23 protein-coding genes and 1 tRNA gene are annotated in these 23,648 nt (G+C 33.5%); 13 read left to right on the top strand and 11 right to left on the bottom strand.

What is annotated here, in order from left to right; translation table 11 throughout:
• Positions 1 to 139 precede the first annotated feature (139 nt).
• Entirely contained in the window at positions 140 to 472 is a 333-nt protein-coding gene (locus ACFFVB_RS09275) for a DUF2853 family protein (protein ID WP_382382444.1), read from the bottom strand.
• A 372-nt stretch (positions 473 to 844) separates the two neighbouring features.
• Here ACFFVB_RS09275 and rplM point away from each other — a divergent pair, with 372 nt between their 5' ends.
• From rplM to ACFFVB_RS09220, 11 genes are all read left to right on the top strand, one after another.
• Positions 845 to 1,300, top strand: a complete 456-nt coding sequence (gene rplM / locus ACFFVB_RS09270; RefSeq protein ID WP_382382443.1) for a 50S ribosomal protein L13 — start codon at positions 845 to 847, stop codon at positions 1,298 to 1,300.
• Entirely contained in the window at positions 1,300 to 1,686 is a 387-nt protein-coding gene (gene rpsI, locus ACFFVB_RS09265; RefSeq protein WP_038526375.1) for a 30S ribosomal protein S9, read from the top strand. Before rplM ends, rpsI begins: the two co-directional genes overlap by 1 nt.
• 203 nt (positions 1,687 to 1,889) lie before the next feature.
• Entirely contained in the window at positions 1,890 to 2,663 is a 774-nt protein-coding gene (gene rpsB / locus ACFFVB_RS09260) for a 30S ribosomal protein S2 (RefSeq protein WP_382382442.1), read from the top strand.
• Between the two features lie 101 nt (positions 2,664 to 2,764).
• A complete protein-coding gene (gene tsf, locus ACFFVB_RS09255) occupies positions 2,765 to 3,730 on the top strand; it encodes a translation elongation factor Ts (protein WP_382382441.1) in 966 nt (321 codons plus the stop codon).
• Positions 3,731 to 3,897: 167 nt separating this feature from the next.
• On the top strand, positions 3,898 to 4,605 hold the full coding sequence (gene pyrH, locus ACFFVB_RS09250) for a UMP kinase (protein WP_382382440.1): 708 nt from the start codon (positions 3,898 to 3,900) through the stop codon (positions 4,603 to 4,605).
• 48 nt (positions 4,606 to 4,653) lie between these two features.
• Positions 4,654 to 5,211, top strand: coding sequence for a ribosome recycling factor (gene frr, locus ACFFVB_RS09245; RefSeq protein WP_382382439.1), 558 nt, complete (start codon positions 4,654 to 4,656; stop codon positions 5,209 to 5,211).
• 140 nt (positions 5,212 to 5,351) lie between these two features.
• Positions 5,352 to 6,599: a DUF5686 family C-terminal domain-containing protein gene (locus tag ACFFVB_RS09240; RefSeq protein WP_382382438.1), complete on the top strand. Its 1,248-nt coding sequence runs from the start codon at positions 5,352 to 5,354 to the stop codon at positions 6,597 to 6,599.
• A 59-nt stretch (positions 6,600 to 6,658) separates the two neighbouring features.
• Positions 6,659 to 9,070: an efflux RND transporter permease subunit gene (locus ACFFVB_RS09235; RefSeq protein WP_382382437.1), complete on the top strand. Its 2,412-nt coding sequence runs from the start codon at positions 6,659 to 6,661 to the stop codon at positions 9,068 to 9,070.
• 49 nt (positions 9,071 to 9,119) lie between these two features.
• A complete protein-coding gene (gene asnS / locus ACFFVB_RS09230; protein ID WP_382382436.1) occupies positions 9,120 to 10,553 on the top strand; it encodes an asparagine--tRNA ligase in 1,434 nt (477 codons plus the stop codon).
• 87 nt (positions 10,554 to 10,640) lie between these two features.
• Positions 10,641 to 12,104: an RNA polymerase factor sigma-54 gene (rpoN, locus tag ACFFVB_RS09225; RefSeq protein ID WP_382382435.1), complete on the top strand. Its 1,464-nt coding sequence runs from the start codon at positions 10,641 to 10,643 to the stop codon at positions 12,102 to 12,104.
• 78 nt (positions 12,105 to 12,182) lie between these two features.
• Positions 12,183 to 12,779 carry a hypothetical protein gene (locus tag ACFFVB_RS09220; protein WP_382382434.1) on the top strand — a complete coding sequence of 199 codons (597 nt, stop codon included), beginning with the start codon at positions 12,183 to 12,185 and terminating at the stop codon, positions 12,777 to 12,779.
• Here ACFFVB_RS09220 and ACFFVB_RS09215 read toward each other — a convergent pair.
• The 8 genes from ACFFVB_RS09215 to ACFFVB_RS09180 all read right to left on the bottom strand — a co-directional run bounded on the left by ACFFVB_RS09215 (position 12,774) and on the right by ACFFVB_RS09180 (position 18,020).
• The gene (locus ACFFVB_RS09215) at positions 12,774 to 13,493 is read right to left on the bottom strand and encodes a porin family protein (RefSeq protein ID WP_382382433.1); all 720 of its coding nucleotides are present in this window, start codon (positions 13,491 to 13,493) and stop codon (positions 12,774 to 12,776) included. The two genes, ACFFVB_RS09220 and ACFFVB_RS09215, sit on opposite strands and share 6 nt — an antisense overlap.
• A gap of 113 nt (positions 13,494 to 13,606) precedes the next feature.
• Positions 13,607 to 14,092, bottom strand: coding sequence for an ExbD/TolR family protein (locus ACFFVB_RS09210; RefSeq protein WP_382382432.1), 486 nt, complete (start codon positions 14,090 to 14,092; stop codon positions 13,607 to 13,609).
• A 16-nt stretch (positions 14,093 to 14,108) separates the two neighbouring features.
• Positions 14,109 to 14,747, bottom strand: coding sequence for an ExbD/TolR family protein (locus tag ACFFVB_RS09205; protein ID WP_382382431.1), 639 nt, complete (start codon positions 14,745 to 14,747; stop codon positions 14,109 to 14,111).
• 6 nt (positions 14,748 to 14,753) lie between these two features.
• Positions 14,754 to 15,170 (bottom strand): hypothetical protein, encoded by a 417-nt coding sequence (locus tag ACFFVB_RS09200; protein ID WP_382382430.1) that lies wholly within the window; start codon positions 15,168 to 15,170, stop codon positions 14,754 to 14,756.
• A 21-nt stretch (positions 15,171 to 15,191) separates the two neighbouring features.
• Positions 15,192 to 15,965, bottom strand: coding sequence for a MotA/TolQ/ExbB proton channel family protein (locus ACFFVB_RS09195; protein WP_382382429.1), 774 nt, complete (start codon positions 15,963 to 15,965; stop codon positions 15,192 to 15,194).
• Between the two features lie 88 nt (positions 15,966 to 16,053).
• A tRNA-Ser gene (locus ACFFVB_RS09190) sits at positions 16,054 to 16,141 on the bottom strand.
• Positions 16,142 to 16,214: 73 nt separating this feature from the next.
• The gene (locus ACFFVB_RS09185) at positions 16,215 to 17,246 is read right to left on the bottom strand and encodes an asparaginase (protein WP_382382428.1); all 1,032 of its coding nucleotides are present in this window, start codon (positions 17,244 to 17,246) and stop codon (positions 16,215 to 16,217) included.
• Positions 17,247 to 17,252: 6 nt separating this feature from the next.
• Positions 17,253 to 18,020 carry a TatD family hydrolase gene (locus ACFFVB_RS09180; RefSeq protein ID WP_382382427.1) on the bottom strand — a complete coding sequence of 256 codons (768 nt, stop codon included), beginning with the start codon at positions 18,018 to 18,020 and terminating at the stop codon, positions 17,253 to 17,255.
• A gap of 52 nt (positions 18,021 to 18,072) precedes the next feature.
• Here ACFFVB_RS09180 and ACFFVB_RS09175 point away from each other — a divergent pair, with 52 nt between their 5' ends.
• Positions 18,073 to 18,534: a retropepsin-like aspartic protease family protein gene (locus ACFFVB_RS09175; RefSeq protein ID WP_382382426.1), complete on the top strand. Its 462-nt coding sequence runs from the start codon at positions 18,073 to 18,075 to the stop codon at positions 18,532 to 18,534.
• Positions 18,535 to 18,553: 19 nt separating this feature from the next.
• A complete protein-coding gene (locus ACFFVB_RS09170) occupies positions 18,554 to 19,186 on the top strand; it encodes a DNA-binding response regulator (RefSeq protein ID WP_382382425.1) in 633 nt (210 codons plus the stop codon).
• 396 nt (positions 19,187 to 19,582) lie between these two features.
• On the opposite strand, the gene odhB is transcribed toward ACFFVB_RS09170, so the two are convergent.
• Together odhB and ACFFVB_RS09160 are read right to left on the bottom strand one after the other, a co-directional pair.
• Positions 19,583 to 20,800: a 2-oxoglutarate dehydrogenase complex dihydrolipoyllysine-residue succinyltransferase gene (gene odhB / locus ACFFVB_RS09165; RefSeq protein WP_382382424.1), complete on the bottom strand. Its 1,218-nt coding sequence runs from the start codon at positions 20,798 to 20,800 to the stop codon at positions 19,583 to 19,585.
• Between the two features lie 33 nt (positions 20,801 to 20,833).
• Positions 20,834 to 23,593 (bottom strand): 2-oxoglutarate dehydrogenase E1 component, encoded by a 2,760-nt coding sequence (locus tag ACFFVB_RS09160; RefSeq protein WP_382382423.1) that lies wholly within the window; start codon positions 23,591 to 23,593, stop codon positions 20,834 to 20,836.
• Positions 23,594 to 23,648: the final 55 nt, after the last annotated feature.

The raw sequence follows: 23,648 nt of genomic DNA, 5'->3' as shown, positions 1-23,648 counted from the left end.
TATCTATCAATACTTAAGCATAAATTCATCGCCTAATTATAATGAGATTCAGAGTAGTAACAATACAGATAATAGATACAAAAAAGGCTACCTAAATTTGGTAACCTCTTTTATTATTAATTGAATAAGGCCCTTTATACTAACTTAATGCTTCAGACACTAAATAGTAAAATGCAGGTCTACTTTTCATTTTAATTCCAGACATTTTATCGACCACAGCTGTAATAGCGGCCATTGCTTTGTCTTTATCGGTTACTCCTAATTTCTTTTCTATAAAATTACGTCTCACAGTTTCTAATTCGGAGGGATCTAATCCAGATACTAAAACGGCATCCTTATTATTTACCATCGTTTTTAAACTGTTTACATAGCCATCCAATTTCTCATGGTCTATATTACTTACACCACAATCGCCTAATTGTTTTTCGGCAGTTGCTTTTAGTTGAGCTAATTTGGTTTGTACATCACTCATAATATAAATTTTTATTGATTTGATAATTATAAAGTAGTAAGTTAAAAAATAAATCATAAAAGAGCTATGCTTTAAATGAATTTATTATTTCGGTACCACTTGAATCTCAACACTTAGTATTAAAAAATCGCGAGCAGTAAACTAAATAGTCTGCTTTATTTTATTAAGTTGAAAATTCAAATTTCTATCCAGTTTTAAAAACAGAGAGAACAATCACATAAATTACTGAAACTCTTTTATTAAGCCTTAAAAATGAGCTATAATATTAAAAACCAAAAAAATAGCACCCTACAATTTGGTAATCACATAGATTATCGTAAATTTGCAAACTCTTTTTAAGAGAGGAATGTTTAATAAATAAAATTAATTAGTGTGGATACATTAAGCTACAAAACGATTTCAGCCAACAAAGCTACTGTTAATAAAGAGTGGGTTTTAGTTGATGCTGAAGGTCAAAGTTTAGGTCGTTTAGCTTCTAAAGTTGCAAAACTTATTAGAGGTAAACACAAACCTAATTTCACACCACACGTTGATTGCGGGGATAACGTAATAGTTATCAATGCAGAAAAAATCAACTTAACAGGTAACAAGTGGAATGACAAAACGTACATTCGTCACACGGGTTATCCAGGTGGTCAAAGAAGTTTAACTGCTACAGAATTGTTTGGAAAAGATCCAGCAAGGTTAGTAGAAAAATCAGTAAAAGGAATGTTGCCTAAGAACAAATTAGGTGCCGCTTTATTCCGTAATCTAACAGTTGTTTCTGGTACAGCTCATGCTCATGATGCTCAAAAACCAAAAACAATCAATTTAAACGAATTTAAGTAATGGAAGTAATTCACAAAATCGGCCGTAGAAAGACGGCTGTTGCTCGTGTATATGTTGCCCCAGGTGAGGGTAAGATTACAGTCAACAAAAAAGACGTGGCGGATTATTTTACTACTGCAACTTTGCAGTATAAAGTAAACCAACCTTTAACCATGACTAACAATGATGGCAACTTTGATATTACAGTAAATGTATACGGAGGAGGTATTACTGGTCAAGCAGAAGCAATCCGTTTAGCAATTTCTCGCGTTATGTGTGAGATCGATGCAGAAAACAGATTAATTCTTAAGCCAGAAGGTTTATTAACTAGAGATCCTAGAATGGTTGAACGTAAGAAATTCGGTCAGAAGAAAGCGCGTAAGAAATTCCAATTCTCGAAACGTTAATATTACCATCCTCAACTCGATTGAGAATTGCGTCATAGCGCTCTCAATCTGGTTGATTTTCAAAAAATTAAAAACAAGTTATTGTTGTCCTAGTTGAAAAACAGGATTTAGTTTAGCATCTAAATGCAGCCAAAAAGTTTAAAGTCTTATACTTAAAACGAGATGGAACATTGCTAATTCAACAGAACGTAAACTATTACAAAATGGCAAAAGTAGAAGTAAAAGACTTACTTGAAGCAGGTGTACACTTCGGTCACTTGACTCGTAAATGGGATCCAAACATGGCTCCTTACGTATATATGGAACGTAACGGTATCCATATTATCAATTTATATAAAACAGCAGCTAAGATTGATGAAGCTGGTGAAGCTTTAAGCAAAATTGCTGCTTCTGGACGTAAAATCCTTTTCGTTGCAACAAAAAAACAAGCTAAAGACATCGTATCAGAAAAAGCTGGGGCAATTAACATGCCTTACATTACTGAAAGATGGCCTGGTGGAATGTTAACTAACTTTGTAACTATTAGAAAAGCTGTTAAAAAAATGGCTTCTATTGATAGAATGAAGAAAGATGGTACATTCTTAACGCTTTCTAAGAAAGAACGTTTACAAGTAGATCGTTTAAGAGCTAAGTTAGAGAAAAACTTAGGTTCTATTAGCGACATGACTCGTTTACCAGCAGCTTTATTTGTAGTAGACATTAAACGTGAGCATATCGCGATTAAAGAAGCGCAAAAATTAAACATTCCAATATTTGCAATGGTAGATACTAACTCTGACCCACGTCAGGTTGATTTCGTTATCCCTTCAAATGATGATGCTTCTAAATCTATCGATAAAGTTTTAACTCACGTAACTGGTGCTATTGCAGATGGTTTAGCTGAACGTAAAGCTGAAAAAGATTCTAAAGACTCTGTAAAAGATGAAAAACCTTCTGCTCCTAAAGCAAAAGCAACATCTACAGAAGAAGAGGAATAAACTACAAATAATCATTACATAATATAAATAAGTCGTTTAGTTCTTTTCTTTGCAGAAAAATAATTGAACGACTTTTTTTTAACTCATATTACTTAGAAATTATGGTAAAAGTAACAGCCGCAGAGGTAAACAAACTAAGACAAGCTACTGGTGCAGGGATGATGGACTGTAAAAAAGCGTTAGTTGAAGCTGAAGGAGATTTCGATAAAGCAATCGATGTCTTACGTAAAAAAGGTCAAAAAGTTGCTGCAAATAGAGCAGATAGAGATTCTAGCGAAGGTGCTGCCGTAGCTAAAGTAAACGATACTAACACTGTAGGTGTATCTATAGTATTAGGTTGTGAAACTGATTTTGTTGGTAAAAACGAAAACTTCGTTGCATTAGCAAATAAACTTGCTGATATCGCAATGACTGTAAACTCAAAAGAAGAACTTTTAGCTTCAGATTTTGACGGTCTTACTGTTGCTGATAAATTAGTTGAACAAACTGGTGTTATCGGTGAAAAATTAGAGATTAAAGATTACTCTAAATTAGAAGCTCCTTATGTAGGTTCTTACGTTCACATTAATAAAATTGCTGCTTTAGTAGGACTTTCTGCTGTTGTAGACAATGCAGATGTCTTAACTAAAGATTTAGCTATGCAAGTTGCATCTATGGGTGCTTCTTCTTTATCTTATAAAGATTTTGATCCTGCTTTCGTAGCATCAGAAACTGAAGCTAGAATTGCAGTTATCGAAAAAGATAATATCGAATTAGGTCGTTTAGGTAAAACACTTAAAAACGTACCTCAATATATTTCTATGGCTCAAATTACTCCTGAAGTATTAGCTCAAGCAGAAGAAACTGCTAAAGCTGAACTTAAGGCAGAAAATAAACCAGAGAAAATTTGGGATAAAATTCTTCCAGGAAAAATGGAACGTTACATCTCAGACAACACAACTTTAGATCAAGAACAATGTTTATTAGATCAGAGATTTATTAAAGATGAAAAAGTAACTGTTGCAAAATACGTTGAAACTTTCGACGGTGTATCTGTAACTGCTTTTACACGTGTTGCTTTAGGATAACATAAAATACACTGAATATTTTCAGTACAATTATAAAAGACCATTACTCGTATTAGAGCTAATGGTCTTTTTTTTTTAATACCTATGACTAGAATTTAGGAAACTAAATTTTAAATAGTCATTTTAAAAAATTTATGTAATTTTGCACAACTTCTATAAAACAGACTATGAAATTTAATCGCATCCTTTTAAAATTATCAGGCGAAGCTTTAATGGGCGAACGTCAATATGGTATAGACCCAGTACGTTTAGCCGAATACGCCAAAGACATTAAAACCGTTACAGACGCTGGTGTTGAAGTGGCAATTGTAATTGGTGGAGGTAATATTTTTAGAGGTGTTTCTGGAGCAAGTAACGGTATGGATCGTGTTCAAGGCGATCATATGGGGATGCTAGCAACTGTTATAAACGGTTTAGCATTACAAAGTGCCCTGGAAGATGCAGATATTCCTACACGCTTGCAAACAGCTATTAAAATTAACGAAGTTGCAGAACCATTTATCCGTAGAAAAGCGATGCGTCACCTAGAAAAAGGTCGCGTTGTTATTTTTGGTGGTGGAACAGGAAATCCGTATTTTACTACAGATTCTGCTGCCGTATTAAGAGCAATCGAAATTGAAGCCGATGTAATTATTAAAGGTACACGTGTAGATGGTATTTATACAGCAGACCCAGAAAAGGATAGTACAGCAGTGAAGTTTGATAATATTTCTTTCGACGATGTTCTAAAGAAAGGTCTAAAAGTTATGGATACTACTGCTTTTACACTGAGTCAAGAAAATAAATTGCCTATCATTGTTTTTGATATGAACACTAAAGGAAATTTACTTAAAGTAATTTCTGGACATAACATAGGTACACAAGTAACCATTTAATCTTAATATTTAATTTTTAAAGATATATTAAAGTAAAGTTTTTATACCATGAATGAAGATATTCAATTTATTATAGATTCAGCAAAAGAAGCTATGGATGCTGCTGTTAGACATCTTGAAAAACAATTTGTAAACATTAGAGCAGGAAAAGCAAGTCCAGCAATGCTTGGTAGTGTTATGGTAGATTATTACGGTTCGCAAACCCCTTTAAGCCAGGTTGCAAACGTAAACACTCCAGATGGTAGAACGATTAGTGTTCAGCCCTGGGAGAAAAAAATGCTTCACGAAATAGAAAAAGCAATTATGAATGCTAACTTAGGATTTAACCCTATGAATAATGGCGACATGATTATTATAAACGTTCCTGCACTTACTGAAGAACGCAGACGTGAATTAGCAAAACAAGCAAAAGCTGAAGCTGAAGATGGAAAAATCGGAGTTAGAAATGCTAGAAAAGAAGGAAATAACGACGTTAAAAAATTAGACGACGTTTCCGAAGACATAAAAAAAGACACTGAAGCCGAAATACAAAGGCTCACAGATATTTATGTAAAAAAGATAGATGAAGTTCTTGTTGTTAAAGAAAAGGAAATCATGACAGTATAATAATTAAAGCGACTTTAGAGTCGCTTTTTTTTATACCATATAATCAGTTTAGCCGTTATTACAATTATTGTCTTAACTTTGTAGCCGTTTAATTCACGACTCTAACCTACATGCTAAAATACTATCTAAGCTTTATATTTTTGTTCTCTATCGCAATAGGTAGAACTCAAGTTTTAGAAAGTGATATGAGTCGCGCACAAGACAGTCTAAAAGCAAAAAGAAAAGCAGATTTTATTCATAATTTTGGTAATGGTTATATTCCTCTAAAATACTTTAATTTAGATTTAAGATACCTAATAAAATTCAACCAATATGAAGGAATTCGTACTGGTTTAGGAGGAACAACAAGTGATAAATTATCTGAAAAATTTAGAATAAATGGTTATACCGTTTATGGTTTTAAAGATAGTAAGTATAAATATAGCATAGGTGCCGGATTTCGCATAAACGAAACCCATAATACGTGGCTAAATGCCGCCTATACCGACGACCTTCAAGAAGCAGCAAGTACAAAATACTTAACTGACAAACGCATATTTCAATTTTTCGAACCCCGTTTACTGAATATCAGTTTGTTTTATCATCATGTCACTAAATCTATTTCATTACAACATGATTATACTCCTAGATTAAATACCGAGACTCAATTTTACACCACTAATATTGATCCGAAATTTGATTATACATTTGTTACCGACGAAGGTGCTTTTACAAGTTACGATCTAACAGTAGCAAAAATAGCATTGCTTTGGAGTCCGTTTGATATTTACAAACCCATTGAGGGTGGTGTAAAGAAAACCCACAATGCATTTCCTAAATTAACACTACAATATACACAGAGTTTTAATGGACCTTTGGATGGTCAATTCAATTTTCAAAAATTAGATTTTAAGGCTTCTTATCACTTCATTCACAATAAAGAATCCCACACCGAACTAGATTTTGCTTCGGGAGTTGCTATTGGAGATGCACCACTTACACATTTGTACCATGCATATCCTAACAATATAACCAAGGCTACAATCATGCAACGTTTTTCTGTAGCGGGTTTAAATAGTTTTGAAACCATGTATTTTAATGAGTTCTTTTCTGATATGTTTTCAATACTGCAGTTTAAGCACTTCTTCAAACCTTTTTATCATTCCACATTCTCAAGACCTCAATTGGTATTATTGTCACGCTTTGCTATTGGAGATATGCAACATCCCGAACGCCATGAAGGCATTACTTTTAATACCTTAGATAAAGGGTATTTGGAATCGGGCTTCGAATTGAATCAGCTTATATTTGGTTTCGGACTTAGCTTAACGTATCGCTACGGCGCATATCATTTACCCGAAATAGAAGATAATATCGCCTTGAAATTCACTTTTAACGTTACATTATAATACTTTAGACCTAAGTAATACATTGCTTTTTTCTACATTTGCGGTTCTTTAATAGACTTATGATTAAACAATTTACTAATAGCTTTTGGGAACGTCTAGCTAGACTTATATTACGAAATAGGATTGCCATTTTAATTGCAATTGTTTTAGTAACTATCCTTTTTAGCACGCAATGGAAAAATATACGTTTTACATTTACCGAAGCTAATTTATTACCCGACCACCATGAGGTTAACCAAACCTATAACGAGTTTTTAAATATTTTTGGTGAAGAGGGAAATATGATTGTTATAGGAGTTAAGGATAGTACCTTTTTTACTGTTGAGAAACTTAACGCTTGGAATGCACTTGCGGAGTCATTTAAATCATCTAAGGAAATTGAAGCCGTAATCTCTATTAAAGATTTACAAAAATTAATTAAAAACGATAGCCTTAAAAAATTCACTTTAGAGCCTTTTATAAAAGACTCCCTATCAAGTAATAAGCAATTAAAAACCTTACAAGACGAGCTATTTAATAAATATCCGTTTTACGATAATTTCCTTTTTAATAGAAAAACAAAGACCATCCGTACGATTATCTCTATGGATAAAAGTATAGTAAATACATCGGCACGAAAAGATTTTGTGATGGATGTACTTATTCCTAGAGTTAAAACATTCGAAAAAGAGACCAATATAGATGTTCGCATTTCGGGAATGCCCTATGTAAGAACTTTAAGTTCTCAAAATATAGTAGATGAAATGGGCCTTTTTGTAGGCGCCGCATTACTAGTAACCTCACTGATATTCTTTTTCTTCTTTAGGTCGTTTAGAGCCACCTTTATATCACTAATTGTAGTATCTGTTGGCGTGATGTGGACCATGGGGATTCTTGGCTTCTTTGAATATGAAATCACAGTTTTAACAGCGATTATTCCGCCACTAATTATTGTAATTGGTATCCCTAACTGTATCTTCTTAATTAATAAATATCAACAAGAAGTTAAGTCTCACGGAAATAAAATTAAATCATTACAACGCGTCATTACTAAAGTTGGTAACGCCACCCTAATGACTAATTTTACTACAGCGTCTGGATTTGCTACATTTATTCTAACAGAAAGCACGTTATTAAAGGAGTTTGGAATTGTCGCATCGTTAAGTATAGTCTCTATATTTATTTTATGTCTGCTTATTATTCCGATTTTATATTCCTTCTTGCCTTATCCTAAGGAGCGCCATTTAGAACATTTAAACAGACGTTGGATCAATTCTTTTGTGGGCTGGATGGAGCGTATGGTAAGACACAGACGTATTACTATTTACATTACGTCTATTGTGCTATTAATCGTGAGTATTATTGGAATTTATCAGATAAAAATTTCTGGTAGTTTATTAGAAGATATGCCTCAGAAAACCTCATTCTTTAGAGATATTGAGTTTTTTGAACAAGAGTTTGACGGTATTATGCCTTTAGAATTAATGATTGATACCCAACGTAAAAAGGGTGTTATGAAGTTAAGCACGCTTAAAAAAATAGATGAATTAGAGGAAGCCATTATTGATATTCCTGAATTATCTAGACCGCTTTCTGTAGTTAGTTTAGTGAAATACTCTAAACAAGCCTATTATAACGGGAATCCAAAATACTATCAATTACCAACATCGCAAGAGAGTAGTTTTATCTTGTCTTATGCAAAAAACTCGTCTAACGATACGAAGATGCTTAATAGTTTTGTAGACAGTACAGGTCGTTATGCACGTATTACCACCTTTATGAAGGATATTGGTACAGATAAAATGCAAGACATAGAAGACGTGCTACAAACCAAAATTAATAAATTATTCCCTGTAGACCGCTACAAAGTCACGATGACGGGTAAAGCGTTAGTCTTTCAAAAAGGAACGACTTATTTGGTTAAAAATTTAGCCATTTCATTATCATTAGCGATTATACTTATTTCATTATTTATGGCTTATATGTTTAGGTCCTTTAAAATGATAATAATCTCCCTCCTCCCTAACCTATTACCATTACTTGTTACTGCAGGTTTAATGGGATATTTAGGTGTACCTTTAAAACCATCGACCATCTTAGTATTTAGTATAGCCTTTGGTATTTCTGTAGATGATACGATCCACTTTTTAGCGAAATACCGTCAAGAATTACAAGCTAGTAACTGGAAAATTAAACGCTCGGTTTATGGTGCATTGCGCGAAACTGGAGTTAGTATGTTTTATACATCGACTGTTTTATTCTTCGGATTCTCAGTCTTTATGATATCTAGTTTTGGAGGAACCGTCGCTTTAGGAGGTTTAGTATCTGTAACCCTTTTATTCGCTATGTTGTCTAACCTATTATTATTACCTTCATTACTATTGTCTTTAGAACGTAATATAGCCAACAAAACGGTATTAAGAGAGCCTACAATAAACATCATACCTAATGAAAGTGATGATGAAGAAGACGAAAACAATACCAACAATTAAATTATCCTGTGCATAAAGAATTATATTTGCATGTTTAAAAATATTAAAAATGAAACCAATTACAATTTCAGAATTACTAAAACAAGACGCTTCTCTACATGAGGTAGAAGTTAAAGGCTGGGTAAGAACTTTTAGAGCAAACCGATTTATTGCTTTAAATGATGGTTCTTCATTACAAAACATTCAATGTGTTGTAGATTTTGAAAATACAGATGAAGACGTACTAAAACGTATCACTACAGGTGCTGCAGTTCATATAAAAGGAGAATTAGCAGAAAGTCAAGGTAAAGGTCAGTCTGTTGAAATTAAAGTAACTTCGATTGAAATTTTAGGAGATTCTGATCCAGAAACGTATCCAATTCAGCCTAAAAAACACTCTTTCGAATTTTTAAGAGAAAATGCTCATTTACGTACCAGAACAAGTACGTTTAGTGCGGTAATGCGTTTACGCTCGTCTTTATCTTTTGCTATTCATAAATATTTTAATGAAAATGGATTCTTCTATGTACACACGCCAATTATTACTGGTAGTGACGCAGAAGGTGCAGGTGAAATGTTTAGAGTAACCAATTTAGATGCTAAAAATCCACCACTTACAGAAGATGGAAAAGTAAATTATACAGAAGATTTCTTCGGAAAAGAAACAAACCTTACTGTTTCTGGTCAATTAGAAGCCGAAACTTATGCGATGTCTTTAGGTAAAGTATACACCTTTGGCCCTACGTTTAGAGCAGAAAATTCTAACACGTCTAGACACTTATCAGAATTCTGGATGATAGAACCTGAAGTTGCATTTATGGACCTTGCTGGGAACATGGATTTAGCTGAAGATTTTATGAAATCTGTTATTAATTATATCCTAGAGAATAACGCTGAAGATTTAGAATTTTTAGATCAGCGTTTACAAGACGAGGATAAGAAAAAACCACAAGCAGAACGTAATGAACTATCATTACTTGAAAAATTACGTTTCGTAGCCGACAATAACTTTAAGCGTGTTAGCTATACTGAGGCGATAGATATTTTACGTAATAGTAAACCAAACAAGAAAAAGAAATTTAAATATATTATCGACGAATGGGGTGCAGACTTACAAAGTGAACATGAACGTTTTCTTGTAGAAAAACACTTTAAATGTCCTGTAATATTATTCGATTACCCTGCAAATATTAAAGCATTCTATATGCGTTTAAACGAAGACGGTAAAACGGTTCGTGCTATGGATATTTTATTCCCAGGTATTGGAGAAATTGTTGGTGGAGCACAACGTGAAGAACGTTTAGATGTACTAAAACAAAAAATGGCTGTCTTAGGTCTTGATGAAGAAGAACTTTGGTGGTACCTAGATTTAAGAAAATATGGTAGTGCTGTACACTCTGGATTTGGTTTAGGTTTCGAACGTTTAGTTATGTTTGCAACGGGTATGTCTAACATACGCGATGTGATTCCTTTCCCTAGAACACCACAGAACGCAGAATTTTAATCTCATAAATTACTCATAAAAACAATCTACGTACACCTTGTATGTAGATTGTTTTTTTTATTTTTATGTTAAATCGCATCAAAATTTATGCTTAAGCAAAACTTACAGTTCAAATTATCGCAGAAATTATCGCCGCAACAAATTCAATTAATGAAATTGATTCAGTTGCCTACGCAAGCATTTGAACAACGCTTAAAGCAAGAACTTGAGGAAAATCCAGCTTTAGATAGCGGAAAAGAAGAGCAAGAGAATGAGTTTGATGACGATTTCGACAATACACAAGACGACTATAACGACGATTCGGAAACTATAAATTCAGAAGACATTAATGTTGATGAATATTTAAGCGACGATGAAATCCCTGATTATAGAACACAAGCAAACAACTATAGTAGTGACGATGAAGAAAAAACTATGCCCTATGCAGCGGGAACGTCATTTACACAACATTTAATCTCTCAATTAAACACGTTTCGTTTAACTGATGAGGAACGTGATATTGCTGAGTTTCTAGTAGGAAGCGTAGACGAAAGTGGTTATATACGCCGATCGACTCCAGATATTATGGATGATTTGGCTTTTACACAAAACGTATATACCTCTGAAGAACTCATAAACAAGGTGTTTAATATTGTCCATCAATTGGATCCTTCTGGTGTTGGAGCACGAAATCTTCAGGAATGTTTAAGCATTCAATTACATAGAAAAGAGAAAGCTGCCGATATTGTTTTAGCAACGCAAATTATAGATGATGCTTTCGATCAATTCACTAAAAAGCATTATCAGAAACTATTGCATAAGTTTGATATTAGCGAAGATCAACTTAAAGATGCCATAGAAGAAATAGAACGATTAAATCCGAAACCTGGAGGTTCGTATTCTGGAAATAACAGAATTGTAGAACATGTCGTTCCTGATTTTGCAATTAGAATAACCGATGGCGAATTAGATCTTACATTAAACGGTAGAAATGCACCCGAACTACATGTTTCTCGAGAATATAACGAGATGCTTAAAGGGTATAAAGACACCACAGACAAGTCTAGGTCACAGAAAGATGCTGTATCTTTTATCAAGCAAAAATTAGATGCCGCGAAATGGTTTATTGAAGCCATAAAGCAACGTCAGCAAACATTATTTTTAACCATGAGTGCGATTATGCATTACCAGAAAGAATACTTTTTAACTGGTGATGAGCGTAATCTAAAACCCATGATTCTTAAAGATATCGCAGACGAGATTAACATGGACGTTTCAACGGTTTCTAGAGTAGCAAACAGTAAATATGTAGATACACCTTACGGAACAAAATTAATCAAGGAGTTCTTCTCTGAGTCCATGAAAAATGACCAAGGTGAAGATGTGTCTACGCGTGAAATTAAAATGATTCTTGGGACGGTTATAGATGAGGAAGATAAAAGAAAACCTTTAACCGACGAAAATCTTGCCGGCATATTAAAACAAAAAGGGTATCCTATCGCTAGACGTACTGTAGCTAAATATAGAGAACAATTAGATGTACCAGTGGCGCGATTGAGGAAGAAAATTTAATCCTGAACCTACTCACAAAACGATTTATTTAGATTGCTTTTAAGGTTTTAAACCAGATTACACCTATATAGTTAACATATGCAAAAAAGTATTTCATACATTTTTCATCCCATTTTCATGCCGCTAATAGGCGTACTCTTCTATTTTTCTAAATCACCTAGATTTATTCCATTAGCACTAATTCAAACGAAATTAGTTCCTATTGTAATCCTAACCTTAATTCTTCCTCTTTTAGTAAACGTCTTATTAAAATCGATTGGTAAAATAGAATCTTTAGAATTAAAAACAACCGAAGAACGCATTATCCCTTTATTAATCTATAGTATTATTATATTAATTGTAGTAAAACGTGTATTAACACCTTATGAATTTATAGAACTCTATTATTTCTATGTAGGTGTATTAGTATCTACATTAGCATCCATATTACTAAATGTGCTGAAGTTTAAAGTTAGCATACATATGTTAGCCATATCAGGAATTTTAACCTTCTTTATTGCATTAAGTGTACATTTTAGCATCAATATACTTGGAAGTATTGCCTTGGTTATATTTATTATGGGCGCCATTGCCACTTCTAGATTAAGTTTAAATGCGCACTCCAATATAGAGATTTTAATGGGATGTTTAATTGGTATAACTCCTCAACTTATGCTAATCTCTAGATGGTTATAAAATATAAAATATCAATCCAAGTTTTATAGCACTCATTTCAATACGCTCACCTTTCAGAGCTGTTTTAACGTCATCGTTAAACATCGGATTTAATGCATAATACACATAAAAATTCCATGTATTATAACCGGCACTAAGCGTTAGTCCATATTGCAAGTCGTTAAAGCCGTCTATATCGTTATATCGTAGCGATCCTACTTCACCTTTAAAGTTACTAATATTACTAAACAGATACCCCACTTTAAACCCAGTGTAAATACGCCAGAATCGATAACTTTCAGGAGTAGATGTTCTCCATCTAAATTCAATAGGTAATTCTATTGCATGCTGATAAAAGTTGTTTTTAGTATAGTCAAACTCATAAGTGTCGTCTAGGACAAAGTATTTAGCCTCGTTACTATCGTCCTTAATAATACCAATATTTTGATTATACGAATTATACGAATAACCAATTCCTAAACCAATAGCAATGTTGCGTCTCTTATTTAAAGGAATATCTTTAATAAATCCCCCTTGTAATCCTAAAGAGAAACCCGTTTGTTTAACCCCAGTTGGTAGTTTTACTAAAATATTATAAGTTAACCCAAGGTAAAATTGATCTTCTTTATATAACGAGTCTATGACCTTAGAAGGCACAGGAATATCTCCCTGAGAGAAACAAGCTTTAGAGAACCCAAAACTTATAATAAAAAATAGAATGCAATACGTTTTCATAGTAGACCAGTTTGCTAAACTTAGTAAAAAAGGGTAGGCAATATATTATAAATATAAAAAAGGTGTTTTGATAAATCAAAACACCTTTATATAATATAAAATTAAGAGTAAACTTACTTTTTTAAACCAGCAAGTGCATCACCCTTTCTAGTTGTGTAATTAATTTTTAACGCATTTACTTTACGTAATTCTTGCTTTATATCTGATACTAAACCCATATTGGCTTTACTATCAACTTTTAAAGCTGTCGTTAAAAAAGGTACTAATTCTTCACGTTTAGAGGCTCTTTCTGCTGCAATAAATGATGCGATTTCAGATACATCTGCAAACTTATCATTTAATTGAATTCTAGACTCCGTACCATATTGACTTTGAAACCTATCACTAGGTTTACCTGCATAGATATACATTACCAAATCTTTTTTATCAAGTTTTTCAACCTGATCTGCAGCTGGCAATTTGTTCTCAATCATTAAAGTATTCTGTCTCATAACAGTAGCAACCATGAAGAAGAATAATAACATAAATACAATATCCGGTAATGATGCGGTAGATATTGCAGGCAAATCTCCTCCTGATTTCTTTTTAAATTTAGACATAAATTTTTGTGTTTATCTAATTAGACTTTTTAGGCTCTGCTTCAGAGAACTTTTGAGGTACTAATACTTTAATAGTCTCTAATTTCTCTTTTAACTTTTCCTTTTCAGAAGATGAAGTTCGTGCGTCAGAATATTTCTTATCTGCTTCAACAAAATTCATATTCTCATTAGGAAACGCTTTTTTAAACTCCCTATTTCTAAGCTGATTATAGGCTGCTAATATTTCGTTTTGTACAGCGATGTACACATCATATTTAGTTGCTCTATCGTTCTGAAGAGAAATAATTGCTTTATCGAAATTAACAGAAGATTTAGGATTCCTCTTTCCTTCACAATTTTTACAAGCATTTGGTCCTGTTCCAGATCCGTTATCTAAGAAATCAACTGCTGCTTGACGCAACTCTTTAATCTCAATCACTTTCTCTTCTCCTCCAGTTGTCAATAACAGATCATTTGTTTTGTTAACCTGTAATTGAAAAATATTCTGCTCCTTAATAATTACATCTGGTTGTTCAGTGTCATCCATAGGAGGAAGTTTTCTACTTAAACCAGAATCAGTTTCAATTGTAGTAGTTACTAAGAAAAATATTAAAAGTAAGAAAGCGATGTCAGCCATAGAGCCTGCATTAACTTCTGGTGCTGATCTTTTTGCCATAATTACTTAGTTTATTAATTTTTTAATATTAGCATATACCATAGATCCTATCGCGATAACACCTAAGATATAAAAAGCATATAGTCCAGCTCCAACATACTTAGATGTTGATTCTGAAACATCCATTCCTTTATCAATAAAAGGAGTTAAATCTAAATCTGTTCCTGAAGACATTGCGTAAGCGATAAATAAAATCGCTACAAATGCACCTACAGAGAATAGGGTCTTTTTAATGTCTCCCTTAAACAATCCTGTAATTACAAATATTAGAACTAAAGCTAATATTAAAACAAGGACTGCATAAGTAACATATAGCAAATTGTCAATCATACTATCATTTCCAGACATAATCATCAAAGCAAAGATGATACCGATTACTGAAAGTATTCCAACAATAATTGTTATTATTTTATGTAAACTCATCGTTTAATGTGTTTTAAATTATTACTTCTTGTATCTAATTAACAAGTCCATTAATGTAATCGAAGCATCTTCCATATCGTTAACGATACTATCAATTTTAGCGATAATGTAATTGTAAAAAATTTGAAGAATAATTGCAACAATTAAACCAAATACAGTTGTTAATAAGGCTACTTTAATACCCCCAGCAACAAGTGATGGTTGCATATCTCCAGCAGCTTCAATCTTATCGAAGGCAGCAATCATACCAATTACCGTTCCCATGAATCCTAACATCGGAGCTAAGGCGATAAATAATGAAATCCAAGATACGTTTTTCTCTAATTGACCCATCTGAACACCACCATAAGCTACAACAGCTTTCTCAGCAGCTTCGATACCCTCATCGGTTCTATCTAAACCTTGATAGAAAATAGAAGCAACAGGTCCTTTTGTATTTCTACAAACTTCCTTTGCAGCCTCAACACCACCTGATTGTAATGCATCTTCTACTTTTTGAGTTAATTTTTTAGTGTTTGTTGAAGATAAATTTAAAAAGATAATTCTCTCGATAGCAATCGCTAATCCTAGAATTAAACATAATAATACGATTCCCATGAATCCAGCGCCTCCTTCTATAAAACGCTTTTTTAATTCTTGATGAAAACCTAAATCTTCAGTTGCAGTCGCTGCTGCATCGTCTTGAATTGAAGAAACTACGGTAGTTGCTACAGTAGCAGCGCTAGTTGTAGTTGCATTAACAGTTCCGAATGCCACCATTAGTGTAATGGCTAGGATAGAAAATAATCTTTTCATTTGTTCTGATCTTAATTTTATTAGTTAAAGTGTTAAAGATATAAAAAAATTGCAATTAAAAAACAAAAAATGCTATCAGATTTATCTGCAGAGAGGAAGGGATTCGAACCCTCGATACGCTTTTGGCGTATACACACTTTCCAGGCGTGCGCCTTCGACCACTCGGCCACCTCTCTATAATTTGTATTTTAATTAACGTATGGCAAATAACAAAAAATCTTTTAGACCGGAAAGTTTTATCAGTTAATTTTAAGTCAATTCTCCACGTAAAGATGTTTCATATATGGTTTTGAATACTTTAGAGGAAACATTCTGTCCTAGTAAATACATTAATTTACATACTGCAGCCTCCGTTGTCATGTCTTTTCCGGAGATTATACCTAATTTTAACAACAATTCGCTCGACTGATATTGCCCCATAAGCACACTTCCTCCCGAACATTGCGTTACATTTATGATTTGAATACCATTTAAAATAGCCTCTTTTAAAATGTTTAAAAACCACGTTTCGGTAGTACAATTTCCCGCTCCGTAAGATTCCAAAATGACACCTTTTAACCCAAATGTGCTAAAAACGGCTCGCAAAAGTGCTTCAGAAATTCCAGGATACAGCTTTACAAGCGCAATATTAGTGTCAAAATTCTTGTTTACTTTGAACCTTTTTTTAGTGTTTGGCTTAAATAAATAGTCGGTATTCACCTTTAAATGGACTCCAGAAGTCACTAAATCTGGATAATTTAAGGATGCAAATGCTTCAAAATGCTCTGCGTTTATTTTAGTTGTTCGATTTGCGCGATACAATTTATACTCAAAATACAAGGTTACCTCCTTAATTACGGGTTCATTAAAATGCTGCAAAGACGCCACATGGATGGAAGTAATTAAGTTCTCTTTAGCGTCTGTTCGTAAATCCCCTATTGGTAATTGGGAACCTGTAAACACAACAGGCTTTGCTAAATGTTCTAGCATAAAACTTAAAGCAGATGCAGTATAGCTCATAGTATCACTACCATGAAGCACAACAAAACCATCAAAAAGGTTGTAATTAGATTCTATAATTTCAGCAATTTCAACCCAATACTTCGGATTCATATTGCTAGAATCTATTGGTTCTGCAAACGAAAAAGTTTCAATATCACAATCCAAATGCTTTAATTCAGGAATCCTATCTAACAGATTTTTAAAATCGAAAGCCTTTAGAGCCCCTGTTTCAAAATCTTTAACCATACCAATGGTTCCTCCCGTGTAAATAAGTAAAATGTTTGGTCTAGATTTCGTCATATTCTTTTAAATACCGAAAACGGCTTTAGAATTTTGGGTTGTAATATGTGCGACTTCTTCTTCTGAAATCTGATAGATATCGGAAAGTTTTTCTAAAACTCTTAAAACATAAAAACTTTCGTTTCGTTTACCGCGAAAAGGTGTTGGTGCTAAATATGGCGAATCGGTCTCTAAAACGATATGCTCTAGATCGATTTCATTAAGAAACTTATCTATTTTACCATTTTTAAACGTTACCACACCACCAATTCCTAATTTCATATTATACGAAATGGCTAATTTGGCTTGTTCTAGATTCCCTGTGAAACAATGAAAAATTCCAAATAAATCATCTCCCTGCTCTGCTTCTAAAATTTCGAAAACCTCATCGAACGCTTCTCTACAATGAATCACTATTGGTAATTTGTGAACTTTAGCTAGCTGAATTTGTCTTCTAAACGCATCTTGCTGTATGCCTAAAGTCGATTTATCCCAATATAAATCGATACCAATCTCTCCTATTGCATAGTATTTATGCTGACTTAGTAAAGCGGCAACATGAAGTAGTTCTTCTTCATAATTTTCCTTTACATGTGTAGGATGCAAACCTGACATTAAAAATGTATGTTCTGGAAAATCCTTATTAAGCTGAAGCATACTTTCTGTAAAAGTTGAATCGATTGCTGGAATAAAAAACCGAGTAATACCAGCTTCAATAGCACGATTTACCATTTCATGTCTATCCTCATCAAAAGCGTCACTATATAAATGTGTGTGTGTGTCTGTAATAATCATTCTGCAAAATTAATGGTTTTACATTACTATCTTTGCCTAAATTATTTTTAAGATGAAAACACTTCAAGATTTTTTATTAGAAAGAGATTACGTTAAAGTGAAACTAAAACTGACTAAAACCAATCATTTTGAAATAAAAGCGACTATAAATGGGAAAAAAGGAGTTTTTATCTTAGATACTGGAGCGTCAAGTTCGTGTGTAGGGTTTGAAGCTATTGAACCTTTTAATTTAAAGGTGAAAGATTCTAAAATTAAAGCAGCTGGTGCAGGTGCTACAAATATGACCACTCAACTTTCTAAAAAAAATAGCATAAAAATAGGAAAGTGGAAAAAGGAAAAACTGACTTTAATCCTGTTTAATATGACACATGTTAATACCGCTTTAATAAGTCATAATTCAAATCCTGTAGATGGTATTATTGGAGCCGATATACTTAAAAAAGGTAAAGCCATTATAGACTACGACCGAAAATACTTATATCTTAAAAAAGATATTGTACTTTTAAAGGTTTAATTATAATACGCCCTATATTATGAAATCTTCCATCGTTATAGCAGATGATCACCCGTTAATGCTTAAGGGCATGACCAACTATTTAACTTCTATAAACTATAATATTGTAGGTAGCGCTACCGATGGGCAAGCAGCTTACAACCTTATTGTAAAACTAAAACCTGAGATTGCCATTCTAGATATTAGAATGCCCCAAAGATCCGGTTTAGAAATAGCAGAAGATTGTAAAAATAATAATATTCCCACAAAAATAATTTTAATCACTTTTGATAAGCGTGAAGATGTTTACGAAAAAGCACAAGAATTAAATGTTTACGGTTACATCTTAAAAGAGTTTGCTGTAGAAGAGATTGAAAATTGTATTGAAAGCGTTATACAAAACACACCCTATTTTAGTCAAGATATTATACCAAATTTAGAAAAGTCTAATAAAAACGTAGATCCTACTATTTTAAAAAAGCTGACTAAAACAGAAATAAAAATCATTAAACTTATTTCCTTAAACAAAACTAGTCCAGAAATAGCCGACAATCTTAATGTGTCTTCTCGCACTGTAGACAAGCACAGAAGTAACATTGTAAACAAGTTAAATATTCAAGGAAAACATAACGCTTTATTTATTTGGGCAACGAATAATAGAGACCTTTTCTAAATATACGTAGAATTACGTATTTCAGGACACATTCATTTCACATACCTTTACAAGGCTATTAATTAGTTCTTAGGGAGAATTATTTTAGAGAACTCTGCATTGTAATGGTGCAGAGTTTTTGATTTTAAGATGAACACATTAAAAAATCAAGTTTCAATGTGTTACTTACTAAATGTATCCATCCCATATTTTGTTTTAATTTATTTCAACTCGTAAATTCAAATAACATGGAAAAAAAAACAAATGCTCAACACCTTCCAATTATAATAGGGTTATCGGTATTAACTCTAACTATTGTTGCTCTAAATATTGTTGTATTTTTTATACATTAATATAAAAAAAAGGACAACCTATTAGATTGCCCTTTTTTATATAATTGAAAATTAAGATTATTCTTTATAGTTCTAAAGATCTCTTAACATCATTGTTCATTAAAAATTCTTGTGGATTTTCTAAAGCTTCTTTTACAGCAACTAAGAATCCAACACTTTCTTTACCATCAATAATTCTGTGATCGTAAGATAATGCGACATACATAATAGGTCTAATTACAACCTGACCATCTACAGCAACTGGACGCTCTACAATATTATGCATTCCTAAAATACCACTTTGAGGCGGGTTAATAATTGGTGTAGATAACATACTACCAAAAACACCACCATTTGTGATTGTGAATGTTCCTCCAGTCATTTCGTCTACTGTGATCTGACCATCTCTAGCACGTAATGCTAAACGTTTTACTTCCGCTTCAACACCTCTAAAACTTAAGTTTTCTGCATTTCTAATTACAGGAACCATTAATCCTTTAGGACCAGAAACCGCGATACTAATATCACAGAAATCGTAAGACAACATTTCTTTTCCATCCATCATAGAGTTCACTGCAGGATACATTTCTAAAGCTCTAACCACGGCTAAAGTAAAGAAACTCATAAATCCTAATCCAACACCATGTTTCGCTTTAAACGCTTCTTTATACTCGTTTCTTAAAGTAAAGATTGGAGACATATCAACTTCGTTAAACGTCGTTAGCATAGCCGTTTCGTTTTTAACAGCAACTAAACGTTCTGCAACTTTACGACGTAACATAGATAATTTAGAACGAGATTCTCCTCTACTTCCTCCTGTAGGAGTTCCCATAGAAGGCTTTGCCTGAACAGCATCGTCTTTAGTTACGCGACCTGCCTTACCCGTACCTACAATACCAGCAGCATCCATCCCTTTTTCTGCTAAAATCTTTTTAGCGGCAGGACTTGCTGTACCAGATGCATAGGTTTTTTCTACTACGGGAGCTGCTTTAGGTGCTTCTGCTTTTGGCGCAGGAGCTTCCTCTTTTTTAGCTTCTTTTGCAGGAGCATCACCTTCTGGTTTTGCTGCACTTGTATCTATTAAACATACAACTTCACCAACGGCAACAGCATCTCCTTCTTCTGCTTTAAGCGTTATAATTCCGCTTTCTTCAGCAGGAAGTTCTAGTGTCGCTTTATCACTATCAACCTCAGCAATTGCTTGATCTTTCTCTACATAATCACCATCTTGTACTAACCATGTTGCTATTTCAACTTCTGTGATAGATTCTCCAGGAGAAGGTACTTTCATTTCTAAAATCATCGTTCAATATTTTAGTTTAATCTTATTTTTAAATTATCGTTGGTTGTTTTTTGTTTTATCGAAAACATAATCGATTACTTCTTTATGACGGCGTTTTGATCGTGTTGAACTACCCGCAGCAGGAGCACCATAAGGACGTCTAGATGCAAATCTAAATGATCTCGCTTCATCTAAATGCATTAACATGTGTGCATAAGCCCCCATATTTCTAGGTTCTTCCTGAGCCCAAACAACTTCTTCTGCATTACTATATTTAGCAATTGCGTCTCTAATCGCTGTCGCTGGTAATGGGAATAATTGTTCTATTCTAACTAAGGCAACATCGTCTCTACCTTCTGCTTCTTTTACTTCTAATAAATCGTAGTAGAATTTACCTGTTACAAAAACAAGAGATTTTACTGTATCTACTTTTGCAACTGCATCGTCTATTAACATTTGGAAACTTCCATTTGCAAATTCATCTACAGTAGATACTACTTTTGGATGACGTAATAAACTCTTAGGTGTAAAAACAATTAATGGTTTTCTAAAGTTAGATTTCATTTGCTTACGTAACAAATGATAAATATTTGCAGGTGTTGTACAATCTGCAACAAACATATTGTCTTTAGCACATAATTGTAAATAACGTTCCATACGTCCTGAAGAGTGCTCTGCACCTTGCCCTTCGTAACCGTGTGGTAATAACATTACCAATCCGTTTTGAAGTTTCCATTTATCTTCGGCCGCAGAAATGTATTGGTCTAACATAATTTGAGCTCCGTTACCAAAGTCTCCAAATTGTGCTTCCCAAATCGTTAATGTTTTTGGGCTCGCCATAGCATAACCATAATCGAAACCTACAACGCCATATTCAGATAATAAAGAGTTATAAATAAAGAATCGACCTTGCGTATCACTTAAATTATTTAATAAGACAACTTCTTCTTCGCTATCTTCCACTTTTATTACAGCATGACGGTGAGAGAATGTACCACGCTCTACATCTTGTCCAGACATTCTAACATCGAAACCTTCTTCTAAAAGTGTCCCGTAAGCTAAATGCTCTGCCATAGCCCAATCTAAACGATCCTCTTCGAACATTGTTTTTCTAGTTTTCACTAGACGTTCAATTTTACGAATGAATTTTTTATCTTCAGGTAATGCAGAAATAACATCTGTTATCTGAGCTAATTTTTCTTTAGAAAAAGTAGTATCGATAGGCTTCATCATATCTTGCTCGGTAACGCGAACAAAATCTTGCCACTCATCTTGCATGAATGGTGTGATTACTGTTTTTTCCTCTTTACGAGAATCTACTAACTTTTCTTCTAAAGATGCCTTGTAAGTTTCTTCAAGATCCTTAACATAACCTTTATCGATTACACCTTCGCTAATTAATTTTTCAGCATAAATATCTCTTGGATTTTTATGCTTAGCAATGGCTTTATATAATTTAGGTTGAGTAAAACGAGGTTCGTCACCTTCGTTATGCCCGTATTTTCTGTATCCTAATAAATCAATAAATACATCACGTTTAAAATGCATTCTAAAATCTAATGCGAATAACGTGGCATGAACAACAGCTTCTACATCGTCTGCATTTACGTGCAATACTGGAGATAATGTTACTTTCGCAACATCTGTACAGTATGTACTAGAACGTGCATCTAAATAATTGGTTGTAAATCCAATTTGATTATTTACAACGATATGAAGAGTTCCGTTGGTTTTGTAACCATCTAATTGCGCCATTTGCACAATTTCGTATACTAAACCTTGACCAGCAATAGCCGCATCCCCATGAACCACAATTGGTAACACCTGAGATGGATCTTCTGCATATTTATCGTCTTGTTTAGCACGAACAATACCTTCTACTACTGCACCAACCGTTTCTAAGTGAGATGGATTTGGAGCAATATTTAGATTTATTTTTTTTCCGCTATTGGTCTCACGATTACTCGTCCAACCTAAGTGGTATTTTACATCACCATCAAAAATTTCTTCGGCGTAATCTTTTCCATCAAATTCGCTAAAGATATCTTTAGCCGATTTTCCGAAGATATTTGTAAGTGTACTTAATCGACCACGGTGAGCCATACCCATTACAAATTCTTTCACACCATAATCTGCTGCTTTTTCAATAACAGCATCAAGTGCAGGAATTAAAGACTCTCCACCTTCTAGTGAAAATCGTTTCTGACCTACATATTTAGTATGCAAGAAGCTCTCGAAAGAAACCGCTTCGTTTAGCTTTTTAAGAATATGCTTCTTTTGATTAGCATCGAAGTTAGGCTGATTGTCGTTAATATTTAGTTTACCTTGAATCCAAGCCTTTCGGTCTGGATTTCTAACATACATATATTCTATACCTATAGAATCACAGTATATTTTTTCTAAATGATTAACAATTTCTTTTAGCGTTTGAGATCCAATACCTAGGATTTCTCCAGCTGAAAAAACAGTGTTTAAATCACTATTAGACAATCCGAAATTTTCTAAAGCCAAAGTTGGCGAATAGGTTCTACGATCGCGAACAGGATTTGTTTTTGTAAACAAATGCCCTCGAGTACGATAACCGGCTATCAGTTGAACAACTTGGAACTCTTTAGTTAAGTTTTCTGATACATGGTCGCAGGAAAAATTCTCCTGAACCTCTGCGTCCACGATATCGTTTTCGCTACCAAAATCATAACCTTGAAAAAAAGCTCTCCAACTTGGCTCTACAGAGTCTGGGTTTTGTAAATATTGATCGTATAATTCAGCAAAGTATGCTGTATGTGCTGCGTTTAAAAAGGAATATTTATCCATTATATTATTTGAGAAATTCTCGCGTTGACAAAATTTTATCAAAAATACGAATTTT

This window comes from Formosa undariae, assembly GCF_042427615.1.
Lineage (GTDB): Bacteria > Bacteroidota > Bacteroidia > Flavobacteriales > Flavobacteriaceae > Formosa > Formosa undariae.
Note: the sequence above shows the minus strand (reverse complement) of the source record. Positions and strands in the feature narration are given on the sequence as shown.